The following is a 24,040-nucleotide window of genomic DNA, read 5'->3' as shown; positions in this document are numbered from 1 at the left end:
TTGTGCGCAAAGCATCCGCGCTGATCGTCACCGCCGGCCTCGTGATGACGGCATTGACCGCCTGCGCCAGCCCCGGAACGGCCGGGACCTCCTGTGAAACCGCGGCCACGCCCGGTGCGGCCTCGGCGTTGGTCTCGACCGCCGGCGACTTCGGCTCGGCGCCCGACGTCAGCTTTCCGACACCGCTCAAGTCGTCGACTACTCAGCGCACGCAAATCATCGAAGGTTCCGGTGAGAAACTCGAAGCCGGTCAGATGATCTCCGCCGTCATGACCATGTATAACGGAACGACCGGCGCTGCCATTCAACAAGCTCCGTTCGACGGCAGCGTTGCCTTCCCCATTGCCCTCGCCGACACTACTCTTCCCGGGATAGTCGCCGGCCTGCTGTGCGCCCGTGAAGGTGAGCGCGTCGCGGTCGTCGTTTCCCCTGATGATGGGTTCGGTCCGGCCGGCGGTAGCGAGCAGCTGCAACTTGGAGCGACGGATGCGGTGGTGGTTGTCGTTGACATCGTCAAGGCATATCTGCCGCGAGCTGACGGAGCTAACCAGATCGTGGCCAATGGCCTTCCCGCCGTGGTGCTCGATGAAAACGGCGTCCCGGGCATAGTCGTCCCCAACGGGGACGCTCCCACCACGCTCGAAATGGGTGTGTTGAAGCAGGGTGCCGGCGACAAGGTCAAGGAAGGGTCGACGGTCACCGTGAATCTCGCCGGCGTGCTGTGGAAGGAAAAGACAAGCTTCGTGTCGACCTGGACCAACGGAAGCCCCGTTCAAATGGTCCCCAACGCGGTGATTCCCGGCTTGGCAACAGCACTCATTGGACAGACGGTCGGTTCACAGATCGTTGCTGTCATTCCTCCCGACCAGGCCTACGGTGACGCAGTGGATGCCACTATTCCGGCCGGTTCCACACTCGTTTTCGTCGTCGATATTCTCGGCGTCGACTAGGTCGGCTGGCCCGCATGTCTACCCCGCCAGAGTCGGACCCTCCAAAAAGCGCGACCGAGGTCAAGCCGCTGCTGGTCACGGCCCCGGAACGGCTGTTCAGCTTGGTCCTCGCGCTCGTGGCAACGGAAGCAGGGCTGACCAAGGCCGACATTCTCGCGAACGTGCAGGGTTACCGACAGCGATTCTCGTCCGCCGGCTCGAATGAAAGTCTGGAGCGCCAGTTCGAGCGAGACAAGGATGACATCCGGGAATTGGGAATTCCGCTCGAAACACTTGAGTCGCCCGATGATCCGGGCAGCAATCACTTTTTGCGGTATCGAATTCCGAAGGGTTTGTACGACCTTCCCGCCGACGTGACCTTCAGTTCCGACGAGGTATCCCTACTCAAACTCGCTGGCACGGTCTGGCGGGAAGGATCATTGTCCGGGGAATCTCGCCGAGGCCTAATGAAGTTGAACTCCCTCGGTGTCGAATCGAGCGAACCGGTCCTGGGCTACGCGCCCTCGTTGCGCGCGCATGACCTGAGCTTCGAACCGTTGAGCAAAGCCCTCGACCGAGCGCAGATCGTGGCATTTCTCTACCTCAAACCGGGGGAGACCAAGCCGGTCCGTCGCGAGGTTGCTCCGCGTGCGTTGGTGCAGCACGAAGGCCGCTGGCACCTCTACGCAACGGATGAGATCGCTCGCGCACCGCGCACGTTCCTGCTGGCGCGGATCGTGGGCACGGTGACAGTGCTCGCAAACTCCACTCCGACTTCGATTGGCGACGAAGCAGCGGGCAACACGACCGATAGTGCACGCGCTCTCTGTGAACTCGATGCTCTGTGGGCGAGTAATGTCGCCCACATCGTCGTGGTGTCAGGATCCGACGCCGCAGTGCGGCTCGCCGCGCGCCAGGCGGGTCAGTGCTCCGCGCCTCAGCCAGGCCATCCAGTGACGCTGGAGCGCACCCTGCATTTCACCGACCTGGACATCCTCGCCGACGAACTGGCCGGGTTCGGCCCCGAAGTGTTCGTCGAGAGCCCACTCGCGTTACGCACCGCCGTGCGCGATCGACTGGTTGCCGCTCGTGACGCTCATGCCAGCGCTCTCCCCGCGTTTCCACCCGGCCGCGCACAGCGCCGCCGGCCGAGTCCGCTGCATGCGCCGATTTCCCAGCCAGGCAGCCAGCCTCGAGTCGCCGGAGACCAGCTCACCCTCTTACTCTCCCTCGTTCCGTACTTGATCGATCAGGGTCCGGTCACCGTCACCGAGGTGGCCGAGCACTTCGGACTGTCAGTGGAACGAGTGCGCACGCTGGTCAGCCTCATCGCGCTGTCTGGGATTCCTGGGGAAACACGTCAATACCTGCACGGTGACCTGTTCGACATTCTCTGGGACGAATTCGAAACCAATGATCGAATCGTATTGACCCACCAGGTTGCCATCGATGACTCCCCGCGATTCTCCGCGCGCGAGGCCGCAGCACTCATCGCCGGACTGCAGTACCTGTGTGCCCTGCCGCACAACGCCGACACCGATGCGATCGCGTCGCTGATGGCGAAGTTGACGCGCGGCTCATCGGCGCCACCCACCCAGGTCGCTGTCGCGCAACGCGATGCCGGCGCGACCCGCGAGATTGTGCAGGCTGCCCTCAGTACAGGAATGCAGGTCGAGTTCGACTATCTCAATGCGCGTGGCGACCAGGAACACCGCCTCGTCGATCCCTTGCGCATTGAATCCGTCGACAGCGACTGGTACCTCCGGGGCTGGTGCCACCTTCGCGAAGCCGTGCGAACCTTCCGTCTTGACCGGATGACCGACCCACGCGTCACCGCAGCACCGCGCAGTTCGCACACGGTGGACCTGCTGCTGCCGGACACCCTGTTCCAGCCGTCCAGCGACGATGTTGATGTGCGACTCGAGCTCCCTACCGCGGCGCTGCCGTTGCTGGCCGACTACCGACCCGAGCAGTCCGAGGTGGTCGGAACAGGCGCGCGCACGCGCACCACCCTGCGCGTCGCCCATGCCCACGTGCTCAAACGCCTCGTCACCGGCCTCGCCGGCATTGTCACCGTGCTTCAACCGGCAGAATCACGCAAGGTTGTGTTCGACTGGGCTGCAGCCGGACTGGCGCAGTACTCTGGCGACAATATGCCCCAGGTGGATGAGGGTTAGCGGATGCCGTGGTGGTCGTGGTTACTCATCTGGGGCGTTCTGGTGGCCGGTCTTTTCGCGGTCCTCATTTGGTGCGCGGTGGCGCTCTACCGCAAAGCCGGCACAACCCTGCGAGCTCTTGAGGCCCTCAATGATCAAGTTTCCTCGGTGGACCTCGGTGTGCCGTCGGTCTGCGCCTCCTTTAGCCCCGCCGTATTCGCGGACTCGGCTGTGGTGCTCCGGAATGTCGAGCAGAATCGTGCTGACCGCGCACATCGGAGTCAGGTGCGTCGCGATGCGCGGATCGTGCGGGGTAAACTGATGCGAAACGCCCGCTAGCTAACACAGAGGACACACCCTCATGCTGCAAAATTTGACCGGATGGCACTTTTTGATCATCCTAGTCGTCGTACTGCTCCTTTTCGGAGCGCCGAAGCTTCCCGGACTCGCACGCAGCCTAGGGCAGTCCATGAAGATCTTCAAGAGCGAGATCAAGAGCGACACTGTCGACCCTGATCCCAACGCCGCACCGCGGTCGAAGAGCACGACGAGCACACCGGGTGACGACGTGTCAAAGACGTCCCTTCCGACCACGCCCGGCCCGGCCGACCCCGCCTCGAAGCCTTAGCCGCGAATGGTCCGTGCTGGGCGGGGTGCGACCGAAGCGGGAAAAATGTCGCTGGGGCAGCATTTAATCGAACTGCGCAAGCGCCTCTATCTGGCTGCAGCCGGTCTCCTGGTTGGTGCCATTGCTGGGTGGTTCCTCTCCGATTTCGTTTGGGATCAATTGCGAGAGCCGATCTACGCCATCATCAATGCGCAGCATCGCAACGCCCAGATCAATTACCCCGACATCACGAGCGCTTTTGATCTCAAACTCAAAATTTCACTCTATGTCGGCCTGATAGTTTCCAGCCCGGTGTGGCTGTATCAGGTCTTTGCTTTTTTGGTTCCCGGTCTGACGCGTACGGAGAGGAAATACACGTTCGGGTTTCTCTTGACGGCCATTCCCCTGTTTCTGGCTGGCTGTGCGGCGGGTTGGGTCGTACTGCCGCACGTGGTTGAACTCATGACGAGTTTCGCGCCCACCGAGGATTCAGCGTTCATTAATGCGCAAGGTTATTTCGACTTCGTACTCAAACTCGTCGTGGCGATCGGCATTGCCTTCGTCCTGCCGGTCTTCATAGTGCTGCTCAACTTCGCCGGCGTGATCAGTGCGGCGTCGATCATCAAATCCTGGCGGATTGCAATTTTGGTCATCGTTCTCTTCACGGCGATCGCCACTCCCGCCGCTGACGTCGTCTCGATGTTCTTGCTGGCCATTCCCATGGTCATGTTGTACTTTGCCGCCTACGGCATCGCTTGGTTGCACGATCGCCGAGCGGCTAAGAAAGTGCTGGCTTTCGAGAAAGAATTCGCGCTCTAGTCTCTACTGAAAGTCGTTTGTAGCAATTGTTAAGGATCACGTGACGCACACGCAATCGCCGGCCGAACGATACTCGGCCGCGCGCACCCGAGCAAGTCAACCGAAGTTGCTGGCTTTTGATCGCGGCCTCAAATTCGATCTCGATCCGTTCCAGCGTGAGGCTTGCGCGTGCCTGGAGGCCGGCAACAGCGTGCTCGTCGCCGCGCCGACCGGAGCAGGTAAAACCATCGTCGCCGAATTCGCCATCTACCTGGCAATGCAGCAGTCGCGGGCGAAGGTTTTTTATACCGCGCCCATGAAGGCCCTCAGCAACCAGAAATTTCAGGAGTTCGTTGCCGAGTACGGAGCGGACCAGGTTGGGTTGCTCACCGGGGACAGCAACGTCAACCCGGGGGCACGCATCGTGGTCATGACGACCGAGGTGCTCCGCAATATGCTCTACGCCGATTCCGACTTACTCACCGATCTCGCTTTCGTGGTGATGGACGAGGTGCACTACCTTGCGGATCGCTTTCGCGGTGCCGTGTGGGAAGAAGTGATCATCCATTTGCCGCAGCCGGTGCGTATGGTGTCGCTCAGCGCGACCGTGTCGAACGCCGAGGAATTCGGCGACTGGTTGCAGGCAGTTCGCGGTGAGACTGACGTGATCGTTTCTGAAGAGCGGCCGGTTCCGCTGGAACAGCACGTGCTGGTCAAGAACAATATGCTCGATCTGTTCGATTCCTCCGGACTGATCGGAGCGCATCGGGTCAATCCTGAACTCGTTCGGTTGGCGCACGCCGGCGGGCGCTCGGCCGGTGGGCGTGGTCGTGGTTCTAGTCGTCAGGGTAGCTCTTCCGCAGGCGGCTACCGGGGTCATGACAAGCAACGCGCACAGGTCGACGCCGGCCGAATGGATCGCGGCGATATCGTGCGCATGCTCGATGGCAAACACTTGCTGCCGGCTATTTTCTTCATCTTCAGCCGCGTCGGCTGTGACCAGGCCGTGCGGCAGGTGCTCCGCTCGGGGATACGTCTGACACAGGAACACGAGCGGGATGAAATTCGTCAGATCGTGGACGATCGATGCCGCACTTTGCTCGACGAAGACCTCGGCGTGCTCGGCTACTTCGAGTGGCTCGACGGACTCGAGCGCGGTGTCGCCGCGCACCACGCCGGTCTGCTGCCAGCATTCAAGGAGGTGGTTGAAGAACTTTTCCAGAAAAAGCTTGTCAAGGCTGTCTTTGCCACCGAAACGCTGGCCCTCGGAATCAATATGCCCGCCCGCACGGTCGTTCTTGACAAGCTGGAGAAGTTCAACGGCGAAGCCCGCGTACCGATCACCCCGGGGGAGTACACCCAGCTAACGGGTCGGGCCGGTCGCCGCGGAATCGACACCCTCGGTCACTCGGTCATTCAGTGGGCGCAGGGACTGGATCCGCAGGCGGTGGCCTCGCTCGCCTCCCGGCGTACGTATCCGCTGAATTCCAGCTTTAAGCCGACCTATAATATGGCCGTCAACCTCATCGACCAGTTCGGCGTCACACGCACGCGCGGTGTGCTCGAGTCGTCATTCGCCCAGTTTCAGGCCGATCGGGCCGTCGTCGATCTGGCCCGGTCTGTTCGCCAGCAAGAAGAATCCCTAGCTGGGTTCAAGGCCAGCATGACCTGCAACCTGGGCGACTTCGAAGGGTACTCGGCCATTCGTCGGCGTCTCACCGAGGTGGAACGCGAGGGTGTCAAATCCGACAATTCCTTGCGCGGTGAACGTGACAAACGCCAGCGTGAGGTGACGAGCCTGCGCAAGCAGATGCGCGCCCACGGCTGCCACCACTGTCCCGATCGAGAGGCGCACTCCCGCTGGGCAGAACGCTGGTTCAAGCTCAAACGCCAAACGGATGCCCTCAACCAGCAAATATCACAGCGCACTGGAGCCATCGCCCGCGTCTTCGATCGCGTGACCGACGTCCTGCTCGGCTACGGCTACCTCGAAGCGAATGCCAGCGGCAATATCGAGCTCAGCGAAAGCGGACGCATCCTGCGCCGAATCTACGCGGAAAGGGACCTGCTGGTCGCGGAGTCGCTGCGCCGAGGTCTGTGGAACGAACTCGATGCCGCGAGCCTCGCTGCGATGGCCTGTGCGCTGGTCTTCGAGCCGAGACGTGAAGAAGGCCTGATCGACGCTCGGTACCTGCCCAAGGGACCGTTCAGACCGGCCCTCGACGAAACCCAGGAGCTGTGGAGCCGCATCGACGACCTGGAGCGGGACCACAAGCTTCCCGGGAGTAATCCGCTCGCGGTGGGACTCAGCCTCGCCATGTGGAAGTGGGCTCGCGGCGCATCGCTCGCCGACGTACTCTATGAGGCCGAGATGGCTGCCGGTGATTTTGTGCGCTGGACTAAACAGACCATCGACCTGCTCGACCAACTCAGCATTGCCGGCGACGGACAGGTCGGGCCGACCGCTCGTAGCGCCATGGATGCGATCCGCCGCGGTATCGTGGCGTACTCCTCGGTGGCCTGAATTCACTATGTGGGGAATTGAGCGCGCGTTCAGCCTGCCGCTGTGGGCGGCTCTTGTCGTCGCGGCCGGCGCCGGCGCGGTTCTGGACGCCGGTTTTCCGGATCGCGACTGGTGGTACCTTGCGCCGGTGGGGGTCGCGCTCATGCTCCTGGCTCTGCTCGGTCGCAGCCTCGCGACGGGACTACTCGTCGGCCTGGTTGCCGGATTATCGTTTTGGCTGATTCATATCTTCTGGATCACTCTGTACCTCGGTCTCGTGCCGTGGTTTGCGCTCGGCGGGCTCGAGAGCCTGTTTTTTGCCGTGGGGCTCGGGTTGACGGCCGTCGTCCTCCGGCATGGCCCTCGGGTCTGGCCGAGTGTCGGGGGTCGTCTCGGCGTTGTGCCGGTTATCGTGGCGGGTTTGTGGACGGCCAGGGAAGCAATCAGCGCAGTCTGGCCCTACGGTGGCTTCGCCTGGGGCCGAGTTGCCCTGTCACAGTCGGAGAGTCCGTTTGGTCCGCTCGTGGCCTGGGTAGGCCTGTCGGGCCTGAGCTTTATTCTGGTCTGGCTGAGTGCCCTCGCCGTACAACTATTCCGCGAACCGGAGCTGGCGCGCACGCTGCGCACGGGCATCGCCGTCGGCGCCGTCGCGGTAGTCCTTATCGTCCCGGCATGGCCGACTACCCAGAACGGCGAGGTTCGCCTCGCCGCAGTGCAGGGAAACGCGGATGCCGGTCTGTTTGCCGAATATTCGCCGGGTCAGATCCTGCAGGACCACACTTCGGCCACCCTGCCTTTGATCGGCGAGAAGGTCGATTTCGTGGTCTGGCCGGAGAACGCGAGTGACATCGACCCCACCCGCTCGCAGGCAGCCGCGCAGGTGCTCGACTACATCAGTACCGAAATGGATGCCCCTCTCATCACCGGCACCATCACCAAGCCCGATGACACCTACTACAACAGCTCGCTGCTCTGGGAGGCTGGCCGTGGCGCCGTCGATGTCTATGACAAGGTGCACCCGGTGCCGTTTGCCGAGTACATGCCGGATCGGGCTTTCTGGCGACCATTCGCTCCGGACCTGATCGACCTCATCGGCCGGGATTACGGCATCGGCACCCGAGACAATATTTTTGACATCAACGGAGTTCTGGCTGGAATAGCGATCTGCTTCGACATCGCCGACGATCAGCTGGTGCACGAAATGATCGTCGACGGAGCTGAAATTATTCTCGCCCAAACCAACAACGCCGATTTCGGGCACACCGATGAAAGCGTGCAGCAGCTGGCCATCGCCCGGCTGCGCGCGATGGAGACAAGCCGGTCGGTCGTCAATATCTCAACGGTCGGCTCGAGCGCGATCATCACCCCCGATGGGGCGACGCTCGATAGCCTTTTGACCTTTACGTCGGGAGCTATGGTGCAGACCGTTCCGCTCAGCGACACCATCACGCCAGCGATAGTGGCCGGCCGTGGACTCGAATGGCTCGTCTCGGGGCTGGGTTTGGCCGGATTGGCTCTGTGCGCTCTGTGCGCTCGGTCCGCACGGCGGCGCCGGCACCGTTAGCCGCAGCCCCTGTCCAGAACCGACGTGTTAACCAACAACGACCCCGGCACAAAGTGCGGGGTCGTGCGGGTGTGACCGGCGGTTAGGCGCCGATCTTTTGCTGGCCACCACGGCGCAGACGCAACACCGAGAGGCGCTCTTCGAGCAACTCTTCGAGCTCGTCTCTGGAGCGGCGTTCCAACAACATGTCCCAGTGGGTCCGGGCAATTTTTTCATCGGAGTGGTCAACGATCACCGGCAGGGAGTCGACCAGTCGGGTCGCCGTCCTGGCACAGTACTTGCATTCCCACTCGTCCGGAGCCTCGGCATCGGCCGAAAAAATCATCACCGTCTCGCGCCCACATGTTTCACACCGGTAGGTGTGAGTGACCCGGGGGGAGAAGGTGACGCCTTCTTCGCTTTGAAGGCTTTGTGCGCCCAATCTCATGCCACGCAAACTGCGGTCAGCCATAGTGTGGTCTCCTCTCGCTCGCGATTACATTTCGATCGCGATACTTTCATAGTTCTAAACCATCAAGCTGGGTATAAACCTTCCCAGACCCCCCGTTCTGGGAGGTAATTCTCAGATTCCGAGAGTAGCAGCTTTGACAGCAAGATCTGTGCGATCTGTCACGATACCGTCAACGCCCAGATCGAAGAGTCGAACCATGTCGATCGGGTCGTTGATGGTCCACACGTGCACCTCGACGTCCACCCTGTGCATCATCGCGATGAAACGGGGTGTGACAATTCGAATTGGTCCCGCCCGCTCGGGTACCTGCACGGCGACGCAGCCCGCGAGCGTTTTGCGAACGAGGGAGGTGAGGCCCAGATTCGTCGCCGCCACGGCCCGCGCCACGAGCGGCGAAGACGCGGAGGAAACCACACCGGGCAGCAGGTCGACTACGCGGCGGCGACGCGAGTCGTTGAACGAGGTCACCAGGACTCGAGCCGTGGCTCGCTCGTCACGAATGGCCTGTGCGGCCGGTTCGGCCGCGGCATCTGTCTTGATGTCGATATTGAACAGTGCCGATGGAAACGCTTGGAGGGCATCGGCGAGGGACGTGAACGATTGCCCGTAGCCCCGGTTGATGCGCCTCAACTCAGGCATGGTCAGCTGGTCGATGCGAATATCGCGTCCGAGCTCAGTCAAGTCGGGGTCATGGCTGATCACAGCTACGCCGTCAAGCGATACGTGCACGTCGGTTTCGAGATGGGTGGCCCCACACGCCAGGGCCTTCACAAAGGCGAGCAAAGAATTTTCCGGCGCATCCCGTGCCAGACCGCGGTGAGCGAAAACCCGGGGGTGCGGTGCGGCCAGAAAGATGGACTGTGCGCTCTCGGCCACCGACTAGGCCTGCGGCTCTGCTGCAGCCGTGGCCGGAGAAGCGGCCGCCGCCGGTGCAGCGGATGCCGCCGTTTTTGGATTTTGAATATTCGCACCAAAAGCACTGCCGATACCCTTCATCGCTTCGGTCAGTTCGCTCGGCACGATCCAGAGCTTGTTGGCGCTGCCCTCGGCCAGTTTGGGTAGCGTCAGCAGGTACTGGTAGGCGAGCAGTTTCGGATCTGGATCTCCGTCATGAATGGCCTTGAACACAGTGGTGATGGCTTCGGCCTCACCCTGCGCGCGCAATACCGCAGCTTTGGCGTCACCCTCAGCCTCGAGGATCGCCGCCTGGCGCGCCCCCTCGGCGGTGAGAATCGCGGACTGCTTGGTACCCTCCGCCGTCAGGATGAGGGCGCGACGGTCACGTTCGGCTCGCATCTGCTTTTCCATCGAATCCTGGATGGAGTGAGGTGGCTCGATTGCCTTGAGCTCGACTCGGCCCACCCGGATGCCCCATTTGCCGGTGGCTTCGTCGAGCACGATGCGCAACTGGCTGTTGATGTTGTCGCGGCTGGTCAGAGCCTCTTCGAGGTTCAACCCGCCGACCACGTTACGGAGGGTGGTCGTAGTGAGCTGTTCGACCGCACCGAGGTAGTTGTTGATCTCGTAGGTAGCGGCGCGGGCATCCGTCACTTGAAAGTAGACGACGGTGTCGATGGACACGACGAGATTATCCTCGGTGATCACCGGCTGCGGCGGAAAAGACACCACCTGCTCGCGAATGTCGAGAAGCGGGCGCACCCGGTCGACGAACGGCACCAGAAGATTCAAACCGGGAAGCAGCGTTTTGTGGTACTTGCCGAGGCGCTCAACCACCCCGGCGTTGCCCTGGGGAATGATGCGAATGGCGCGTACGAGGATGACGATGACGAACACCGCCAACACCGCGAGCAGGGCAATCACGAAGATCTGACCGATAAAAGCTGCGGGGTCAAGCATTGTTCTGGGTCCTTTCGGCGGAGATGACGACGGCGGTGGAGCCTTCGATGAGATGCACGGTGACCGGCTGGCCGGGCTCGACACCAGAACTGAAACCGGCGTCGCTGTCGGGGTGGGCCGGCAGAAGACGAGCGGTCCAGGTTTCGCCGTTGGCCAGTTTCACCAGCCCCCCGGTTTCGGTGACCGTCGACATGACACGGCCGGTCATTCCAATCAGCGCGGCGATGTTGCTGAGCGCGGGATCGCCCCCCTTGCGAAGGGCTCGCAGTAAAAAGGGGCGGATGGTCAAAAGCAGAAGCACCGACAACCCGCCGGCGACTACGATCTGCAGCCACCAGTCCAGTCCGAGCAAGTTGGCAGCCAAACCGCCGAGACTGCCGATGGAGATCATCAGGAAGGTGAATTCCAAGCTCAGCAGTTCGATGGTAATGGCCACGAGAATGAACACGAGCCACAAAATCCAGAGATAGTCGGTCAGGTCGACCATGTGTGACACCTTCCACATTCAGTTTCACCTTGAAACTAGCAGGTACCGGGTTCAACACGCCGAGGGAGCGACTGAGGCTTGTTGATAAGGTCAAAAGGGTAGGTTGTGGCCGATCAGGTCACACTTCATCACGGAATTAAGTTGACCAAATCAGAGGAGCATGCGTGACCAATCCACTTGCAGCAGGATCACTCGAGGGCAAGCGCGTACTCGTCACCGGCTCTTCCCGCGGTATCGGCGCCGATACTGTCGGTTATTTTGCTCAGGCCGGAGCGCGAGTCGTCATCAACTACCGTAATAAAGAGGCGCGAGCGAATAAACTCGCCGATGCCATTCGCGCTGCCGGCGGGGAGGCCATCACGGTCGGTGCCGACTTGACAGACCCGGCATCGGTTGCCGCGATGTTCGCGATCATCAAGTCCGAATACGGGGGACTCGACATTCTTGTGATGAACGCATCGGGCGGTATGGAAAGTGGTATGGCTGCTGACTACGCCCTCAAGCTCAATCGCGATGCTCAAGTCAACTTGTTGAACGGGGCCATCCCGCTGCTCGGTGACGATTCTCGGGTTGTCTTTGTCACCAGCCACCAGGCGCACTTCATCAAGACGACAAGCACCATGCCGGAGTATGAGCCGGTCGCCCGAAGCAAGCGCGCGGGGGAAGACGCCCTGCGCGCCGTCATTCCCGAACTCGAACAGTCCGGTATAGGATTCGTGGTCGTCTCCGGCGACATGATCGAGGGCACCATCACGGCGACGCTACTCGAACGGTCCAACCCGGGCGCCCTGAACGCCCGCAAAGAGGCAGCGGGACGCCTGTACAACGTCAGCGAGTTCGCGGCGGAGATCGTCTCGGCCGCGGTAGATCCGGTCCCGGCCGGAAGTACCCGATTGGTCGGCGACACGACCGGGTTTACCAAAGACTAGAAAGTGAGAAAGCAATGAAGGCTGCCGATCTTCCGTTGCTCTGTACTGTCTCGCGCCCGACGATCCATCCCGATGGGTCGCGGGCGGTATTTTCGCGAGTGAACGCCGACTTTGCAGCGGATGACTACGTCGGCCAGCTGTGGACCGTCGCGCTGGCGGGGGAGCCGACTCCGCGCCGCATCACCCGCGGCTTTCGTGACTCGGCACCCCGGTTTTCCCCGGATGGCAGCCTGATCGCGTTTCTCAGGGCTGATGCCGGCGGTAGCGCGCAGTTGCACGTTGTCGATGCGGCCGGGGGCGAGCCCCTGGCAATGACCGACGCGGTTCTCGGCGTAACTGACTTTCGTTGGCATCCAAGCGGTAGCCGGATCGCCTTTTTGGCTCGGGTTCCCGAACCCGGACGATACGGCACGGTCGTCGGCTTGTCAGCGGACTCGGAACCGGCCCGCCGCATCGATACCCTGCGTTACCGGTCGAATGGGGTCGGATACACCAGCGACCGGCGCATGCACGTGTTCCTGGCCGCGGTGCCCAATGTCTGGGGCGAACCGACGCCCGCGCCCGCACCTGTCACGGCCGATGCAACTCGCGCTGAGCCCAAAGGCCCGCCGGATTCCGGGGTGAACCTCGTTCTTCCGGTGCGGGCCAGCCTTTCGTCCGGACTTCCGATCGCGCGCCGGGTGACCGAGGGGGATTTCGATCACTCCGGCCTGGCCTTTGCGGCTGACGGGTCCAGGCTCCTCACCATCTCGGCGCGTCATGCCGGCCGTGACAACGACCTGCGCAGCGAAGTCATCGAACTCAACCTCAGCCTCGACGAAAAAGCCACCCTGGGGGAGGAAATAATCGCTCCGGTTCGTACCGTCGTGCGTTCGGCTGAGAACCTGAGTATCTCGGCTCTCGCCTGTGCCGATGACGGTACTCTCTGGCTGCTCGCCACGGATGTGGGAACGACTGGCCGAGATTTCGTCGGACGGGTGAGCGCACTGTACCGCAGCGATTTCTTAATGGATGGTTCAGCACCGATGCGCGTCACCGACCCGCACCAGACCGACCAGGATCTACTCGATCTGGAGGCCACCGGGGATATCAGTTTGCTGGCGGACGGCTCCGTACTCGTGCTCCGCGGCAGTCGCGGCCGCGTTGATCTGGTTCGGGTGCACCACGACGGGCACGTGGAGCCACTCCACTGCGGAGCAACCGTCGCGACCGCAGTGGGTGCCAACGGCGAATCTGTGGTCGTCGCCGTGCAGACCGCCGTCACGTCCGGTGAGCTCGTTCTCGTACACACGCACCCCCTCGGCACGCATGTCCCGCACACCGAACCCAAACGCCTCACCGATTTCTCCGTGCACCTTCGCGCTACCGGCCTGGCGATGGGCATTGAACTCACCATCACCGGGCGAGACGGCTACCCGGTGCACGGCTTTGTGCATACCCCCCCGGGGCCGGGCCCGCACCCGGTGCTCCTGACCATCCACGGAGGCCCGTACGCCCAGTACACCGACGCGCTCCTCGATGAGACCCAGGTCTACGTCGATGCGGGCTACGCGGTGGTTCTCTGCAACCCGCGCGGATCATCCGGTTATGGCGAAGCCCATGGGCGCGCCATCCGCCAGCGTATGGGTACCCTGGACCTCGCTGACGTGTTGGACTTTCTCGACGGTGCCCTCGAAGCCGAGCCCGTCCTCGATGCGCAGCGCGTTGGAATCATGGGTGGGTCCTACGGCGGCTATTTAACCGCCTGGACGATCGCGCACGATCATCGATTTGCCGCCGCCATCGTGGAACGCGGTTTTCTCGATCCCGACGCGTTTGTCGGTACGAGCGACATCGGCGATTTCTTCGGTGACGAGTATGCAGGAACGGATGCCGACCTGGTGCGGAGCCAAAGTCCGCAGTTCCTGGTCGGCCAGGTGAAAACCCCGACCCTTGTCCTCCATTCCGCGCAGGATCTGCGTTGCCCGTTGTCGCAGGGTGAGCGCTACTACGCGGCGCTCAAACGGGGCGGAGTCCAGGCCGAACTGGTCATCTTTCCGGGGGAGAACCACGACCTCAGCCGTACCGGTCGCCCACGGCATCGTTTGCAACGGTTCGAGATCATTTTGGACTGGTGGGCCCGATTTCTGCCCAGTGCCGCCAATCACAGGAGATCCGATGAGCCCGACCAAGAAAACGGACACGCCGTCCCCTGAACCGAAAATCGCGGATAGCCACGACCTGATCCGCGTGCACGGTGCCCGCGAGAACAATCTCAAGAACGTCAGCGTGCAGATTCCAAAGCGACGACTCACCGTGTTCACCGGCGTGTCCGGCTCGGGCAAAAGCTCGCTCGTGTTTGGCACCATCGCCGCCGAGTCTCAGCGCATGATCAACGAAACATACAGCACGTTTGTGCAGGGATTCATGCCGACCCTCGCGCGGCCAGACGTCGATCTACTCGACGGGCTGACAACGACGATCATCGTCGACCAGGAACGAATGGGTGCCAACGCGCGGTCGACCGTCGGGACCGCCACCGATGCCAACGCGCTCCTGCGCATCCTGTTCAGCCGGCTCGGCCAGCCGCACATCGGCTCCCCGCAGGCGTTCTCCTTCAACGTCGCCTCGATCAGCGGCGCGGGTGCCGTTTCGATCAAACGCGGCGGACAGACCGTCAAGGAACGGCGCAGCTTTAGCATCACCGGCGGAATGTGCGCACGCTGCGAGGGGAGGGGCTCGGTCAACGACATCGACCTGACCGCACTCTACGACGACACCAAGTCTCTCAACGGCGGCGCGCTCACCATTCCCGGCTACAGCATGGACGGCTGGTTCGGCCGTATATTCAATGGTTGCGGATTCTTCGACCCCGATACACCGATCAAGGACTTCACCGACCAAGAACTGGATGACCTACTCCGCAAGGAGCCGACCAAGATCAAGGTCGAGGGTATCAACCTCACCTACGAGGGGCTGATTCCCAAGATCCAGAAATCGATGCTCTCCAAAGACGTCGTCTCGCTGCAACCGCATATCCGAGCTTTTGTGGAAAGAGCGGTGACTTTTACCGTCTGCCCCGACTGCGACGGCACCCGACTCAGCGCGGGGGCCCGATCGTCGAAGATTAGCGAAATCAGCATCGCCGATGCCTGCGCGATGCAGATCAGCGACCTCGTCGAGTGGGCCGGCGGTCTGACTGATCCCTCCGTCGAACCGCTCCTCGAGTCGTTGCAGCGTCTGCTCAAATCTTTTGTCGTGATCGGGCTGGGCTACCTCTGCCTCGACCGTCCCTCCGGAACGCTGTCCGGCGGTGAGGCCCAGCGCACGAAGATGATCCGCCACCTCGGCTCGTCGCTCACGGATGTCACGTACGTCTTCGATGAGCCGACGATCGGCCTGCATCCGCACGACATCCAGCGAATGAACACCCTGCTGCTTCAACTGCGTGACAAGGGCAACACCGTGCTCGTTGTCGAGCACAAGCCAGAGATGATCGCGATCGCCGACCACGTCGTCGACCTCGGCCCAGGAGCGGGATCGGCTGGTGGCGACATCGTGTTCGAGGGAACCCTGGCCGGTCTTCGATCAAGCGATACCGTGACCGGCCGGCACCTCGACGACCGTGCGACGGTGAAACCGAGCGTACGCAGGCCTTCCGCGGTATTGCAGGTGCGCGGCGCCAACGCCCACAACCTGCACAACGTCGATCTGGACATTCCGCTCGGTGTGCTGACCGTGGTGACCGGCGTGGCCGGGTCGGGCAAGAGCTCCCTGATCCAGAGCTCGGTAACAGGCCGCGACGGAGTGGTCTCTATCGACCAGGGCGCGATCACGGGCTCCAGGCGCAGCAACCCGGCGACATACACGGGGATGCTTGAACCGATCCGCAAAGCCTTCGCCAAGGCCAACGGCGTCAAACCGGCGCTGTTCAGCTCCAATTCAGAGGGAGCCTGCCCCATCTGTAACGGCGCCGGCGTTATCTACACCGACTTGGGCGTGATGGCCGGCGTAGCAATACCCTGTGAGGTATGCCAAGGAAAGCGTTTCGAGGCATCCGTTTTGGAATACCGCCTCGCGGGACGCGACATTAGTGAGGTGCTGGCGATGTCGGTAACCGAGGCCAGGGAATTCTTTGGTGAGGGCCAGGCACGAACCCCGGCAGCTCATGCGATCCTTGGCCGACTCGCCGATGTCGGCCTCGGCTATCTCAGCCTCGGCCAACAGTTGCCGACGTTGTCCGGCGGCGAACGCCAGCGGCTGAAGCTCGCCACGCACATGGCCGAAAAAGGTGAGGTGTATGTTCTGGACGAACCCACCGCCGGCCTGCACTTGGCCGACGTCGAGAATCTGCTCGGCCTACTCGATCGGCTCGTGGATTCCGGGAAGTCGGTCATCGTCATCGAACACCATCAAGCCGTCATGGCGCACGCCGACTGGATCATCGACCTCGGCCCGGGCGCAGGTCACGAGGGCGGCCGAATCGTCTTTGAAGGCACACCCGCAGACCTCGTGGCCGCGCGTTCGTCCCTCACCGGCGAGCACCTCGCGGCCTACGTCGGTGCTGTGCCCGCGACTGCGTAGTCCAACAGCGCCCCCGCAGGCTACGCGAGGAGCGCGACCAGGGTTTCGCGGGCACCGACCGTGTGCAGCAGCTCAAGCGCCCGGTCGTAGGCCCCGACAAACGTCGTGTCGTCGACGAGATCGGCGAACAGGTCGCGGTCGCGCAGGAAGGAATGCCGGTCAGAGGCGAATCCGGCAGCGTTGTTCATAACACGTTCCCTGAGACGGTCGGCGACCTCGATAGGCTGGCCCTGTTCATCCGTTCCCTCCGCGTAGCGGGCCCAGCTGGCCACTATCGCCGCTGACAGTTGCACCGAACGACCAGCCGCGAGTTGGTCGACGATCACCGGCACGAGCCACTTCGGGATCCGGTCGGAGGACTCGTTGCAGAGCCGTGCGACGGTGTCGCGTACGCTCGGGTTCGAGAACCGAGCGATGAGCTCGTCTTTGTAGGCTTCGAGGTCGATGCCGGGTACCGGCTTGAGCGTGGGGGAGCCCTCGCGGTCCATGTAGGAGCGAAGGAAGCCGGCGATCAGCGGATCAGCCGCAGCGTCGTGCACGAGTCGGTAGCCGCACAGGTGCGCAAAATAGCACAGGCCTTGATGGCTGGCATTCAACAAACGCAGCTTCATGAGCTCGTAGGGCTCAACGTCGGCGACGAGCTGAGTGCGCACCTGCTCGTACGGTGGTCGACCGTTGATGAAGGAGTCCTGTAAGACCCATTGGAAGAAGGGTTCGCAGACCACGGGCCACGCGTCGAGCACACCGAAGGTCGCGGCGACGAGAGCGCGATCGGCATCCGTCGTGCTGGGGGTGATGCGGTCGACCATGCTGTTCGGGAACCTTACGTGTGCGTCGATCCAGGCGGCCAGTTCGGCGTCGCGGGCGGTTGCGAACGCTACGAAGGTGCGGTGGGCAACCTCACCGTTGTTTTGCAGGTTGTCGCAGGACATGACCGTGAACGGGGGCACTCCGCGGTCGCGCCGGCGACGCAGAGCCTCAACGGTGATACCGAAGACTGTGGCCGGCGCGGCGCCGGGCGCCAGGTCGGCCTGCACCTGCGGGTTGCCGAGGTCGAAAGCCCCGGTCACCGGGTTGATGTTATAGCCGCCCTCGGTCACGGTGAGAGAGACGATCTTTACCTCGGGGCTGGCCATCCGCTCGATGACAGCATCGACGTCGTCGGGGGCGAACATAAAGTCGATGATCGATCCGATAACGCGGCCCTCCAGATGCCCGTCGGCGTGCTTTTCGACCAACGTATAGAGGCCATCCTGAGCGGCTAAGACGTCCCGCATGCGTGCGTCACCGGCCAGCACGCCGACTCCGCAAATGGCCCAATCGCGGGCCAGGCCCTGGCTGAGCAGGTCGTCGATCATGAGTGCCTGATGCGCCCGGTGAAACCCACCGACACCGAAGTGCATGATGCCCGCCGTCAATCCGGTGCGGTCGTAGGACGGAACGCGCACGGTGGCGGCGAGGGCAGGTAGGGACTCCGTGGTGAGGGCGAGGCCGGTGAAAAAAGGGGGAGTGGTGAGTGTGGTCATGTGGGTCTCAATTCAATCGAGCGTCATCAAATGGAATGCGAGCGGGCACACCGTGGAAGCCGGGCTGCGTTCCCCGCAAGACGGAGGCCATCACAGCGGCCACAAGGTACAGCGCGGCAAAGAGCACCACGAGTCCGAGTGCGCCGAGGGTGCCGTAGAGCAGTGCCACCAGGAGCGGGCCGGCGAACACGGCCGCGCCGATGCCGAGGTTGTAGGAGCTCATTGCCGCCCCTGGCTGCTGCGGGGCGAGCGACACGGCGATCGCGGACAGTGGCACAAACCCGGCGAGGCCGATTCCAAAAATCGCCCCGACGATGAGGGTGAGGCTGTAGGCGAACGGCCAGCCCTGACCGATGGCGTAGACGGGTACGACGTAGAGGCCGATCATAGATACGGCGCAGAGCACGGCGCCGAACCAGGTGACGGTGCGGCTCCAGCCGAAGCGGTCGCCGAGGGCACCGAAGACGAGGTTGAAGGGGATGTTCACCGCGTAGATCACGGTGGTGAGAATCAGGAATTGGCCGATCGACCAGCCGAAGCGGTCCACGAACAGGGCCGGGAAGAAGATTGCCATGCCGTAGGTGGGGATCGAGTTGATCATGCGGGTGAGCATGACGAGCAGCACCCTCGGTTTGGTGGCGAGAAGTTTGAGCCCGTAGGACAGGACTGTGACGACCTCCGAGGGATTGTCGACGAGGGGCTTGCGACCGGTCTTATCCTTGACGCCGATAAAGGCGACGACGGCCCCGCTGACGACGAGCACAAGGGAGACCCAGAGGGTTTGATACATCGAGAGGTGGAAGATGTCGAGGGCACCGGTCGCAACGAGCGCGCCGAGGGTGGGAAGCCCGGCGGTGAAAGCCACGTAGAACCAGCCGATGGAGCTCGCGAGGTGCCGGGGGTTGGCTGTTGCGGTGATCCACACCAGGAACCCGTAGGCGAAGAAGGGGTAGCCAAAGCCGCGCAGGCCATAGGTGACGAAGATGAGCATGACGTTGCTCGAGGTGAGGGCGACGGTGAGAAAAAGCAGGTTGAAGACGACCCAGATACCGGCACCGATCATCATGACACGGCGCGGGCCCCAAAGGTCTGAGAGAGCGGCGGAGAGGAACGCGGCGATGGCGACGGCTACGCCGTAGACGGTGACGAGCGTGCCGACGAGGGGGATGCTGAAGCCGTGGTCGCCGGTGAGGAATGGCGCAAGAATATTGGTCTCGACACCGTCACCGATCATGAACAGCGCCAGTCCGATGTATCCCCAGAATAGTGGGCGGGGGAGTCCGAGACGGTCGAGCAGCCTGGGCGGAACGAGGCCGTAGGTCGCGCCTGCTGCGGTGCTTGGGTGGGTGCCTGGGTGAGTGAGTGCCTGAGGTGCCATTCTTCGCGTCCTTACGATGGTCCAGAGATCGAACGCCCCAAAACTAACACATAGCTCACGTATTTAACATAAAGTCTGTTATGAATCGGGTGATTAAACACATCAATTTAACAACACGCTTCAGGGCGTCTATGCTGGCGATCATGAAGCTTGCCGACGTCACCGACGACGATTCCCTTTCGCGCGATTCCCTCACGCGCGATGGCCTCACCGGTCCGGTGCGGCGTAGTGAACTGGTGCGCCACATCGAGGCGAATGGTCCCGTGCGACTGGAAAAGCTTGTCGAGACCTTCCGTGTCAGCGCCATGACTATTCACCGCGACCTTGATCTCCTTGCCCGCGAGGGACTCATTGAACGCGTGCGGGGCGGGGCGCGTGCAAAACCGCATCCGTTTGCCGAGCAGGATGTCCGCCTGCGCCGGGCCACTCGGGTCGGCCTCAAGAGGGCTCTCGCCGCAGAGGCAGCCCTGCTGATCCGGACCGGCGACGTTGTCGCCTTCGACGACTCGACTACGGTCGCAGCCATGCTCGGCCACCTCGCCGCGCGCGCTCCGAGCGCGGTGGTTACCCACGCGCTTGGGCTGATGCGCGAACTGACGCTGATGCATCCGCAGATCTCGCTCGTGGGCCTCGGCGGACAATACGTGCACGAGACAGACTCGTTTCTCGGCGCCATCGTAGTCGAACAGCTCAGTCGGGTCTCTGCCGACGTGGTTTTTGTGTCGACGACTGCATTGAAGAATGATGCTCTCTTTCACCCGGATGCCGCGGCCGCCGAAACGAAGCGAGCCTTGCTCACTCGGGCCGACCGTAAGGTTCTGCTGCTTGACGACAGCAAGTTCGAGGCCAAGGGGCTGTATCACGTGGCCGACCTGGCCGACTTCGACGACGTGATCGTCAATGCCGAACTCGCACCGGAACTTCGTGAGCACCTCAACACACTCGGTCTGCGCGTGCACTACGTATCGACCCCGCCGGTCGAATTCTAGACGGGTCAAGAGCCCTCGGGCCAGACCGGTGAGTGCAGCCGGCGCACAGCAATAAACACGTGAATACGACGTTCACCAAGTGACCGATAATGCACATTATGTCAATAACTTGATAATCGGCTGCCACAACCTGGCCCGCGCTGCTTCAAAGCAACCTCGACTTCCAGCCCTAATAGAGCGCACAACTAGCGTGTCTTCAGCCGCAGGCGAGATTTTTCACCGCCGATACTGTTGCTGTGGGCAGACCGCACCCACAGATAACGTTCCGGTCGCGTTCAATCAGGTGATGAGTTGTCGTTCTTGCCCGACTGCACCCAGACTGGAGGCATGAAGACAATGACGTTACCGAATACCCACTTGGAAGTCTCGAATATCGTTCTCGGGCTGATGCGGATCGTTCCTCTCGGTGACGAAGAGATCCGATCCTTGGTTGGGGCCTCCCGAGACGCCGGCATAAACTTCTTCGATCACGCCGACGTGTATGGCAGCACGCCCCACGAATGCGAACGTCGTTTCGGGGACGCGGTGACGTTTTCGGCAGAAGATCGGGCACGAGTGGCCATCCAGTCAAAAGTCGGTATTCGATCCGGCTTCTGGGACTTCTCCAAGGAGCACATCCTTGGATCCGTCGACGAATCGCTCACGGCGTTAAAGACGGAATATCTCGATATGCTGCTGCTGCACCGCCCGGACGCCCTCGTGGAACCCGACGAGGTCGCCGAGGCCTTCAACGTCTTGCACGATGCGGGAAAAGTGCTCAATTTCGGCGTCAGCAATCACACCCCGGGGCAGGTCGCGCTGCTGAAACGCTCGGTGGCCCAGCCGCTCATCGTGAATCAGGTGCAGCTCAGCATCACGCACGCGCCGCTTATCGCCGCCGGCATGTCGGCCAACATGGCCGGCCTTGACCAGTCCATCGACCGGGACAACGGCATTCTCGATTACTGCCGACTCAACAACATCACGCTGCAGGCATGGTCGCCGTTTCAGAAAGGTTTCTTCGATGGTATTTTTCTGAACGATCGAGAAAACTTCTCCGCGTTGAACGATGTCATCGATGACCTTGCTCGAACCTATGACGCTCCCCCGGCTGCCATCGCCGTCGCCTGGATCACCCGTCATCCTGCCCACATGCAGGTAGTGCTCGGAACGACCAGCGTGCGGCACCTTCTCGATTCGGCCGTGGGGTCTGATATCGCTCTTACGCGGGAAGAGTGGTATCGACTCTTCACTGCCGCTGGACATATCTTGCCGTAGTCCAGCCCCAGAAACCCTTGGGGGAAAAAATGGATGTCGCACTCGCTCTTCTCGCTCTCGTTGTTGTTGTCTGCGCCGCCAGCGCCCTCGCGAGACGCTTGAACTTGTCTGTTCCGTTGCTGCTGGTAGTTGTCGGTGTCGTCGGCTCGTACCTGCCGTTTATTCCGGCGGTAGAGCTGGATCCGGAACTGGTGTTGGTGGGAATTCTTCCTCCACTGCTGTACGCAGCCGCCATCCGTACCTCCCTGGTCGAGTTCCGCACCAACCTGCGCTCCATCGGCCTACTGTCAGTCGGTTATGTCATTTTCGGTACCGTGGCCATCGGGCTCATCGTTTGGTGGCTGATCCCGGAAATTCCGCTGGCTGCGGCGTTTGCCTTGGGGGCGGTGGTGGCTCCCCCGGATGCGGTGGCGGCGACTACGATTGCCCGCCGCGTTGGGCTCCCGCGCCGGGTAGTGAGTCTTCTGGAAGGTGAGTCGCTGGTCAACGATGCGACCGCTCTGGTACTTCTTCGCACGGCGATCGTTGCCATTGGTGGCAGTGTCACTGTCTGGCAAGTGGCGTCAGATCTTGCTTTTGCTGCCGTTGGCGGTGTCGTGATCGGTTTGATCGCTGCATGGCTCCTGCTGCAGGTTCGAAAACGCGTGCGCAATGTAGCCATAAACACGTCTATGTCGCTAGCGGCTCCGTTCGTGGCCTACATTCCAGCCGAGGAGATCAACGCATCTGGCGTGTTGGCTGTCGTTGTGGCTGGCCTTGTGATCGGCACCAAGACGCCCGCTATGCCGGGCGGCGCGTCGCGCTTGAGCCAGCGCAGCAACTGGGCCACGGTGCAGTTCCTGCTCGAGAACTCTGTTTTCCTGCTGATCGGGTTACAGGTGCGATCGATCATTGAAGCGACCTCCGGCGACTCGCTGGGTGCCGGGCGCATTTGGGGTGCCTGCGCTGTCATACTCGTCGCGGTTCTCTTGTTGCGCCCGATTTGGGTGTTCCCGGCGATTTATCTCCCTCGCCTGTTCCCCAAAATTCGAAAGGCCGACCCCGCACCACCCTGGCAGTTGCCCGCCATCGTGTCGTGGGCCGGCATGCGGGGTGTGGTCACCCTGGCTGCCGTGTTCGCCCTGCCGGAAGACGTCGCACACCGTCCCGTTCTCGTTCTCGCGGCCCTGGGGGTGGTGGCCGGAACCCTGGTCGTGCAGGGCCTGAGCCTGCCGTGGTTGGTTCGTATCCTGGGGGTACGTGGTCCAGATACCAAAGCGGATGCGCTCAGCCAGGCCGCACTCATGGATCAGGCCACCGCCGCGGGGATAGAAAACCTGCGCCGGCACGCCCGGCCCGACGATCCACCGGAGGTACTCGACATGCTCGAACGCCGCACACAGGAACGCAACCGGGCAGCCTGGGAGCGCCTCGGACGTTCAGAGCTTGCAGACCGCACTCCCAGTAAGCGCTATGTACAGTTGCGGCTGGCCATGCTCGACGCGGAGCGCGCCAGAGTTCTGAAACTGCGCCATTCGGGCGATTATGCCCATGAGGTGATCAGCGAAGTGCTTGAGATGCTCGATGTTGAGGAATCTATGTTGGATACCTCGCCTGACGACCTGAGCATCGACTTCAGCGCCGAAACCCATCCTGCGAACAAGCCAGACACCTCTGGAGTGCCTCTGGGCGCCGGCGGCTGCGAGCACTTACGAGCCGTCGGTGAGCATCCGGTACCGCCGGATGCGGAATGCAGCGACTGTGTGCGCGAAGGCACCAGCCCGGTACACCTTCGGATGTGCCTAATCTGCGGCAATGTGGGGTGCTGCGATTCATCCGTCGGTCAGCACGCGACCAGGCACTTCCGAGAATCCGGCCACCCCATCATGTGCAGCGCTGAGCCGCGGGAATTGTGGCGTTGGTGTTACGTTGACGAACTCCTCGGTTAGCGAGTGCTCGTCGACACGCCTATGACTCGCCGTGAATCCTCGCCGTGGACCCACGTCGTGAGCTGGTACTGCTGTTCTGGAACATCGACTTCTGTGGTTCACTCAACGGCTTGCAGGA

At 62.2% G+C, this 24,040-nt stretch carries 18 protein-coding genes; 12 read left to right on the top strand and 6 right to left on the bottom strand.

What is annotated here, in order from left to right; genetic code table 11:
- Positions 1-2 precede the first annotated feature (2 nt).
- The 6 genes from CXY74_RS12325 (at position 3) to lnt (ending at position 8,557) form a co-directional block, all read left to right on the top strand.
- On the top strand, positions 3-950 hold the full coding sequence (locus CXY74_RS12325) for an FKBP-type peptidyl-prolyl cis-trans isomerase (RefSeq protein ID WP_104200698.1): 948 nt from the start codon (positions 3-5) through the stop codon (positions 948-950).
- A 14-nt stretch (positions 951-964) separates the two neighbouring features.
- Positions 965-3,106, top strand: coding sequence for a YafY family protein (locus CXY74_RS18030; protein ID WP_233193368.1), 2,142 nt, complete (start codon positions 965-967; stop codon positions 3,104-3,106).
- 340 nt (positions 3,107-3,446) lie between these two features.
- Positions 3,447-3,713, top strand: coding sequence for a twin-arginine translocase TatA/TatE family subunit (gene tatA / locus CXY74_RS12305; RefSeq protein ID WP_104200696.1), 267 nt, complete (start codon positions 3,447-3,449; stop codon positions 3,711-3,713).
- A 45-nt stretch (positions 3,714-3,758) separates the two neighbouring features.
- Positions 3,759-4,511, top strand: coding sequence for a twin-arginine translocase subunit TatC (gene tatC, locus CXY74_RS12300; RefSeq protein WP_104200831.1), 753 nt, complete (start codon positions 3,759-3,761; stop codon positions 4,509-4,511).
- A 40-nt stretch (positions 4,512-4,551) separates the two neighbouring features.
- Positions 4,552-7,014 (top strand): RNA helicase, encoded by a 2,463-nt coding sequence (locus CXY74_RS12295; RefSeq protein WP_104200695.1) that lies wholly within the window; start codon positions 4,552-4,554, stop codon positions 7,012-7,014.
- Between the two features lie 7 nt (positions 7,015-7,021).
- Positions 7,022-8,557: an apolipoprotein N-acyltransferase gene (gene lnt / locus CXY74_RS12290; protein WP_104200694.1), complete on the top strand. Its 1,536-nt coding sequence runs from the start codon at positions 7,022-7,024 to the stop codon at positions 8,555-8,557.
- An 82-nt stretch (positions 8,558-8,639) separates the two neighbouring features.
- On the opposite strand, the gene CXY74_RS12285 is transcribed toward lnt, so the two are convergent.
- The 4 genes from CXY74_RS12285 to CXY74_RS12270 form a co-directional block, all read right to left on the bottom strand.
- Positions 8,640-9,008: an RNA polymerase-binding protein RbpA gene (locus CXY74_RS12285; protein ID WP_104198030.1), complete on the bottom strand. Its 369-nt coding sequence runs from the start codon at positions 9,006-9,008 to the stop codon at positions 8,640-8,642.
- A 111-nt stretch (positions 9,009-9,119) separates the two neighbouring features.
- On the bottom strand, positions 9,120-9,884 hold the full coding sequence (locus CXY74_RS12280) for a glycerophosphodiester phosphodiesterase family protein (protein ID WP_233193367.1): 765 nt from the start codon (positions 9,882-9,884) through the stop codon (positions 9,120-9,122).
- A gap of 3 nt (positions 9,885-9,887) precedes the next feature.
- A complete protein-coding gene (locus CXY74_RS12275; protein WP_104200693.1) occupies positions 9,888-10,865 on the bottom strand; it encodes an SPFH domain-containing protein in 978 nt (325 codons plus the stop codon).
- Positions 10,858-11,352, bottom strand: coding sequence for an NfeD family protein (locus CXY74_RS12270; protein ID WP_104200692.1), 495 nt, complete (start codon positions 11,350-11,352; stop codon positions 10,858-10,860). Before CXY74_RS12270 ends, CXY74_RS12275 begins: the two co-directional genes overlap by 8 nt.
- Before the next feature lie 164 nt (positions 11,353-11,516).
- On the opposite strand from CXY74_RS12270, the gene CXY74_RS12265 reads away from it, so the two are divergent.
- From CXY74_RS12265 to CXY74_RS12255, 3 genes are all read left to right on the top strand, one after another.
- Entirely contained in the window at positions 11,517-12,281 is a 765-nt protein-coding gene (locus tag CXY74_RS12265) for an SDR family oxidoreductase (RefSeq protein ID WP_104200691.1), read from the top strand.
- A 98-nt stretch (positions 12,282-12,379) separates the two neighbouring features.
- Positions 12,380-14,476 carry a prolyl oligopeptidase family serine peptidase gene (locus CXY74_RS12260; RefSeq protein WP_370446148.1) on the top strand — a complete coding sequence of 699 codons (2,097 nt, stop codon included), beginning with the start codon at positions 12,380-12,382 and terminating at the stop codon, positions 14,474-14,476.
- The gene (locus CXY74_RS12255; protein WP_104200689.1) at positions 14,439-16,844 is read left to right on the top strand and encodes an excinuclease ABC subunit UvrA; all 2,406 of its coding nucleotides are present in this window, start codon (positions 14,439-14,441) and stop codon (positions 16,842-16,844) included. Before CXY74_RS12260 ends, CXY74_RS12255 begins: the two co-directional genes overlap by 38 nt.
- 20 nt (positions 16,845-16,864) lie before the next feature.
- Here the strand turns inward: CXY74_RS12255 and CXY74_RS12250 are convergent, their stop codons facing one another.
- Positions 16,865-18,370: a mannitol dehydrogenase family protein gene (locus CXY74_RS12250; RefSeq protein ID WP_104200688.1), complete on the bottom strand. Its 1,506-nt coding sequence runs from the start codon at positions 18,368-18,370 to the stop codon at positions 16,865-16,867.
- Between the two features lie 7 nt (positions 18,371-18,377).
- Positions 18,378-19,748 (bottom strand): MFS transporter, encoded by a 1,371-nt coding sequence (locus CXY74_RS12245; RefSeq protein ID WP_104200687.1) that lies wholly within the window; start codon positions 19,746-19,748, stop codon positions 18,378-18,380.
- Between the two features lie 143 nt (positions 19,749-19,891).
- Between CXY74_RS12245 and CXY74_RS12240 the strand changes: the two genes are divergently transcribed.
- The 3 genes from CXY74_RS12240 (at position 19,892) to CXY74_RS12230 (ending at position 23,922) form a co-directional block, all read left to right on the top strand.
- Positions 19,892-20,737 (top strand): DeoR/GlpR family DNA-binding transcription regulator, encoded by an 846-nt coding sequence (locus tag CXY74_RS12240; RefSeq protein WP_158252361.1) that lies wholly within the window; start codon positions 19,892-19,894, stop codon positions 20,735-20,737.
- A gap of 327 nt (positions 20,738-21,064) precedes the next feature.
- Positions 21,065-21,994, top strand: a complete 930-nt coding sequence (locus CXY74_RS12235; RefSeq protein ID WP_104200685.1) for an aldo/keto reductase family oxidoreductase — start codon at positions 21,065-21,067, stop codon at positions 21,992-21,994.
- Between the two features lie 29 nt (positions 21,995-22,023).
- On the top strand, positions 22,024-23,922 hold the full coding sequence (locus CXY74_RS12230; protein WP_104200684.1) for a Na+/H+ antiporter: 1,899 nt from the start codon (positions 22,024-22,026) through the stop codon (positions 23,920-23,922).
- Positions 23,923-24,040: the final 118 nt, after the last annotated feature.

The organism is Cryobacterium sp. Y29 (genome assembly GCF_002929825.1).
Classification (GTDB): domain Bacteria; phylum Actinomycetota; class Actinomycetes; order Actinomycetales; family Microbacteriaceae; genus Cryobacterium.
The sequence above is the reverse complement of the archived record's forward strand: the minus strand, read 5'-3'. Positions and strand labels throughout refer to the sequence as shown.

What these genes read in the sequence shown, in the direction of transcription:
- CXY74_RS12255 (WP_104200689.1), top strand. Translation starts at nt 14,439, where the DNA reads ATGAGCCCGACCAAGAAAACGGACACGCCGTCCCCTGAACCGAAAATC.
- CXY74_RS12250 (WP_104200688.1), bottom strand. Translation starts at nt 18,370, where the DNA reads ATGACCACACTCACCACTCCCCCTTTTTTCACCGGCCTCGCCCTCACC.
- tatA (WP_104200696.1), top strand. Translation starts at nt 3,447, where the DNA reads ATGCTGCAAAATTTGACCGGATGGCACTTTTTGATCATCCTAGTCGTC.
- CXY74_RS12240 (WP_158252361.1), top strand. Translation starts at nt 19,892, where the DNA reads ATGAAGCTTGCCGACGTCACCGACGACGATTCCCTTTCGCGCGATTCC.
- CXY74_RS12235 (WP_104200685.1), top strand. Translation starts at nt 21,065, where the DNA reads ATGAAGACAATGACGTTACCGAATACCCACTTGGAAGTCTCGAATATC.
- CXY74_RS12270 (WP_104200692.1), bottom strand. Translation starts at nt 11,352, where the DNA reads ATGGTCGACCTGACCGACTATCTCTGGATTTTGTGGCTCGTGTTCATT.
- CXY74_RS12275 (WP_104200693.1), bottom strand. Translation starts at nt 10,865, where the DNA reads ATGCTTGACCCCGCAGCTTTTATCGGTCAGATCTTCGTGATTGCCCTG.
- lnt (WP_104200694.1), top strand. Translation starts at nt 7,022, where the DNA reads ATGTGGGGAATTGAGCGCGCGTTCAGCCTGCCGCTGTGGGCGGCTCTT.
- CXY74_RS12245 (WP_104200687.1), bottom strand. Translation starts at nt 19,748, where the DNA reads ATGGCACCTCAGGCACTCACTCACCCAGGCACCCACCCAAGCACCGCA.
- CXY74_RS18030 (WP_233193368.1), top strand. Translation starts at nt 965, where the DNA reads ATGTCTACCCCGCCAGAGTCGGACCCTCCAAAAAGCGCGACCGAGGTC.
- CXY74_RS12230 (WP_104200684.1), top strand. Translation starts at nt 22,024, where the DNA reads ATGGATGTCGCACTCGCTCTTCTCGCTCTCGTTGTTGTTGTCTGCGCC.
- tatC (WP_104200831.1), top strand. Translation starts at nt 3,759, where the DNA reads ATGTCGCTGGGGCAGCATTTAATCGAACTGCGCAAGCGCCTCTATCTG.
- CXY74_RS12285 (WP_104198030.1), bottom strand. Translation starts at nt 9,008, where the DNA reads ATGGCTGACCGCAGTTTGCGTGGCATGAGATTGGGCGCACAAAGCCTT.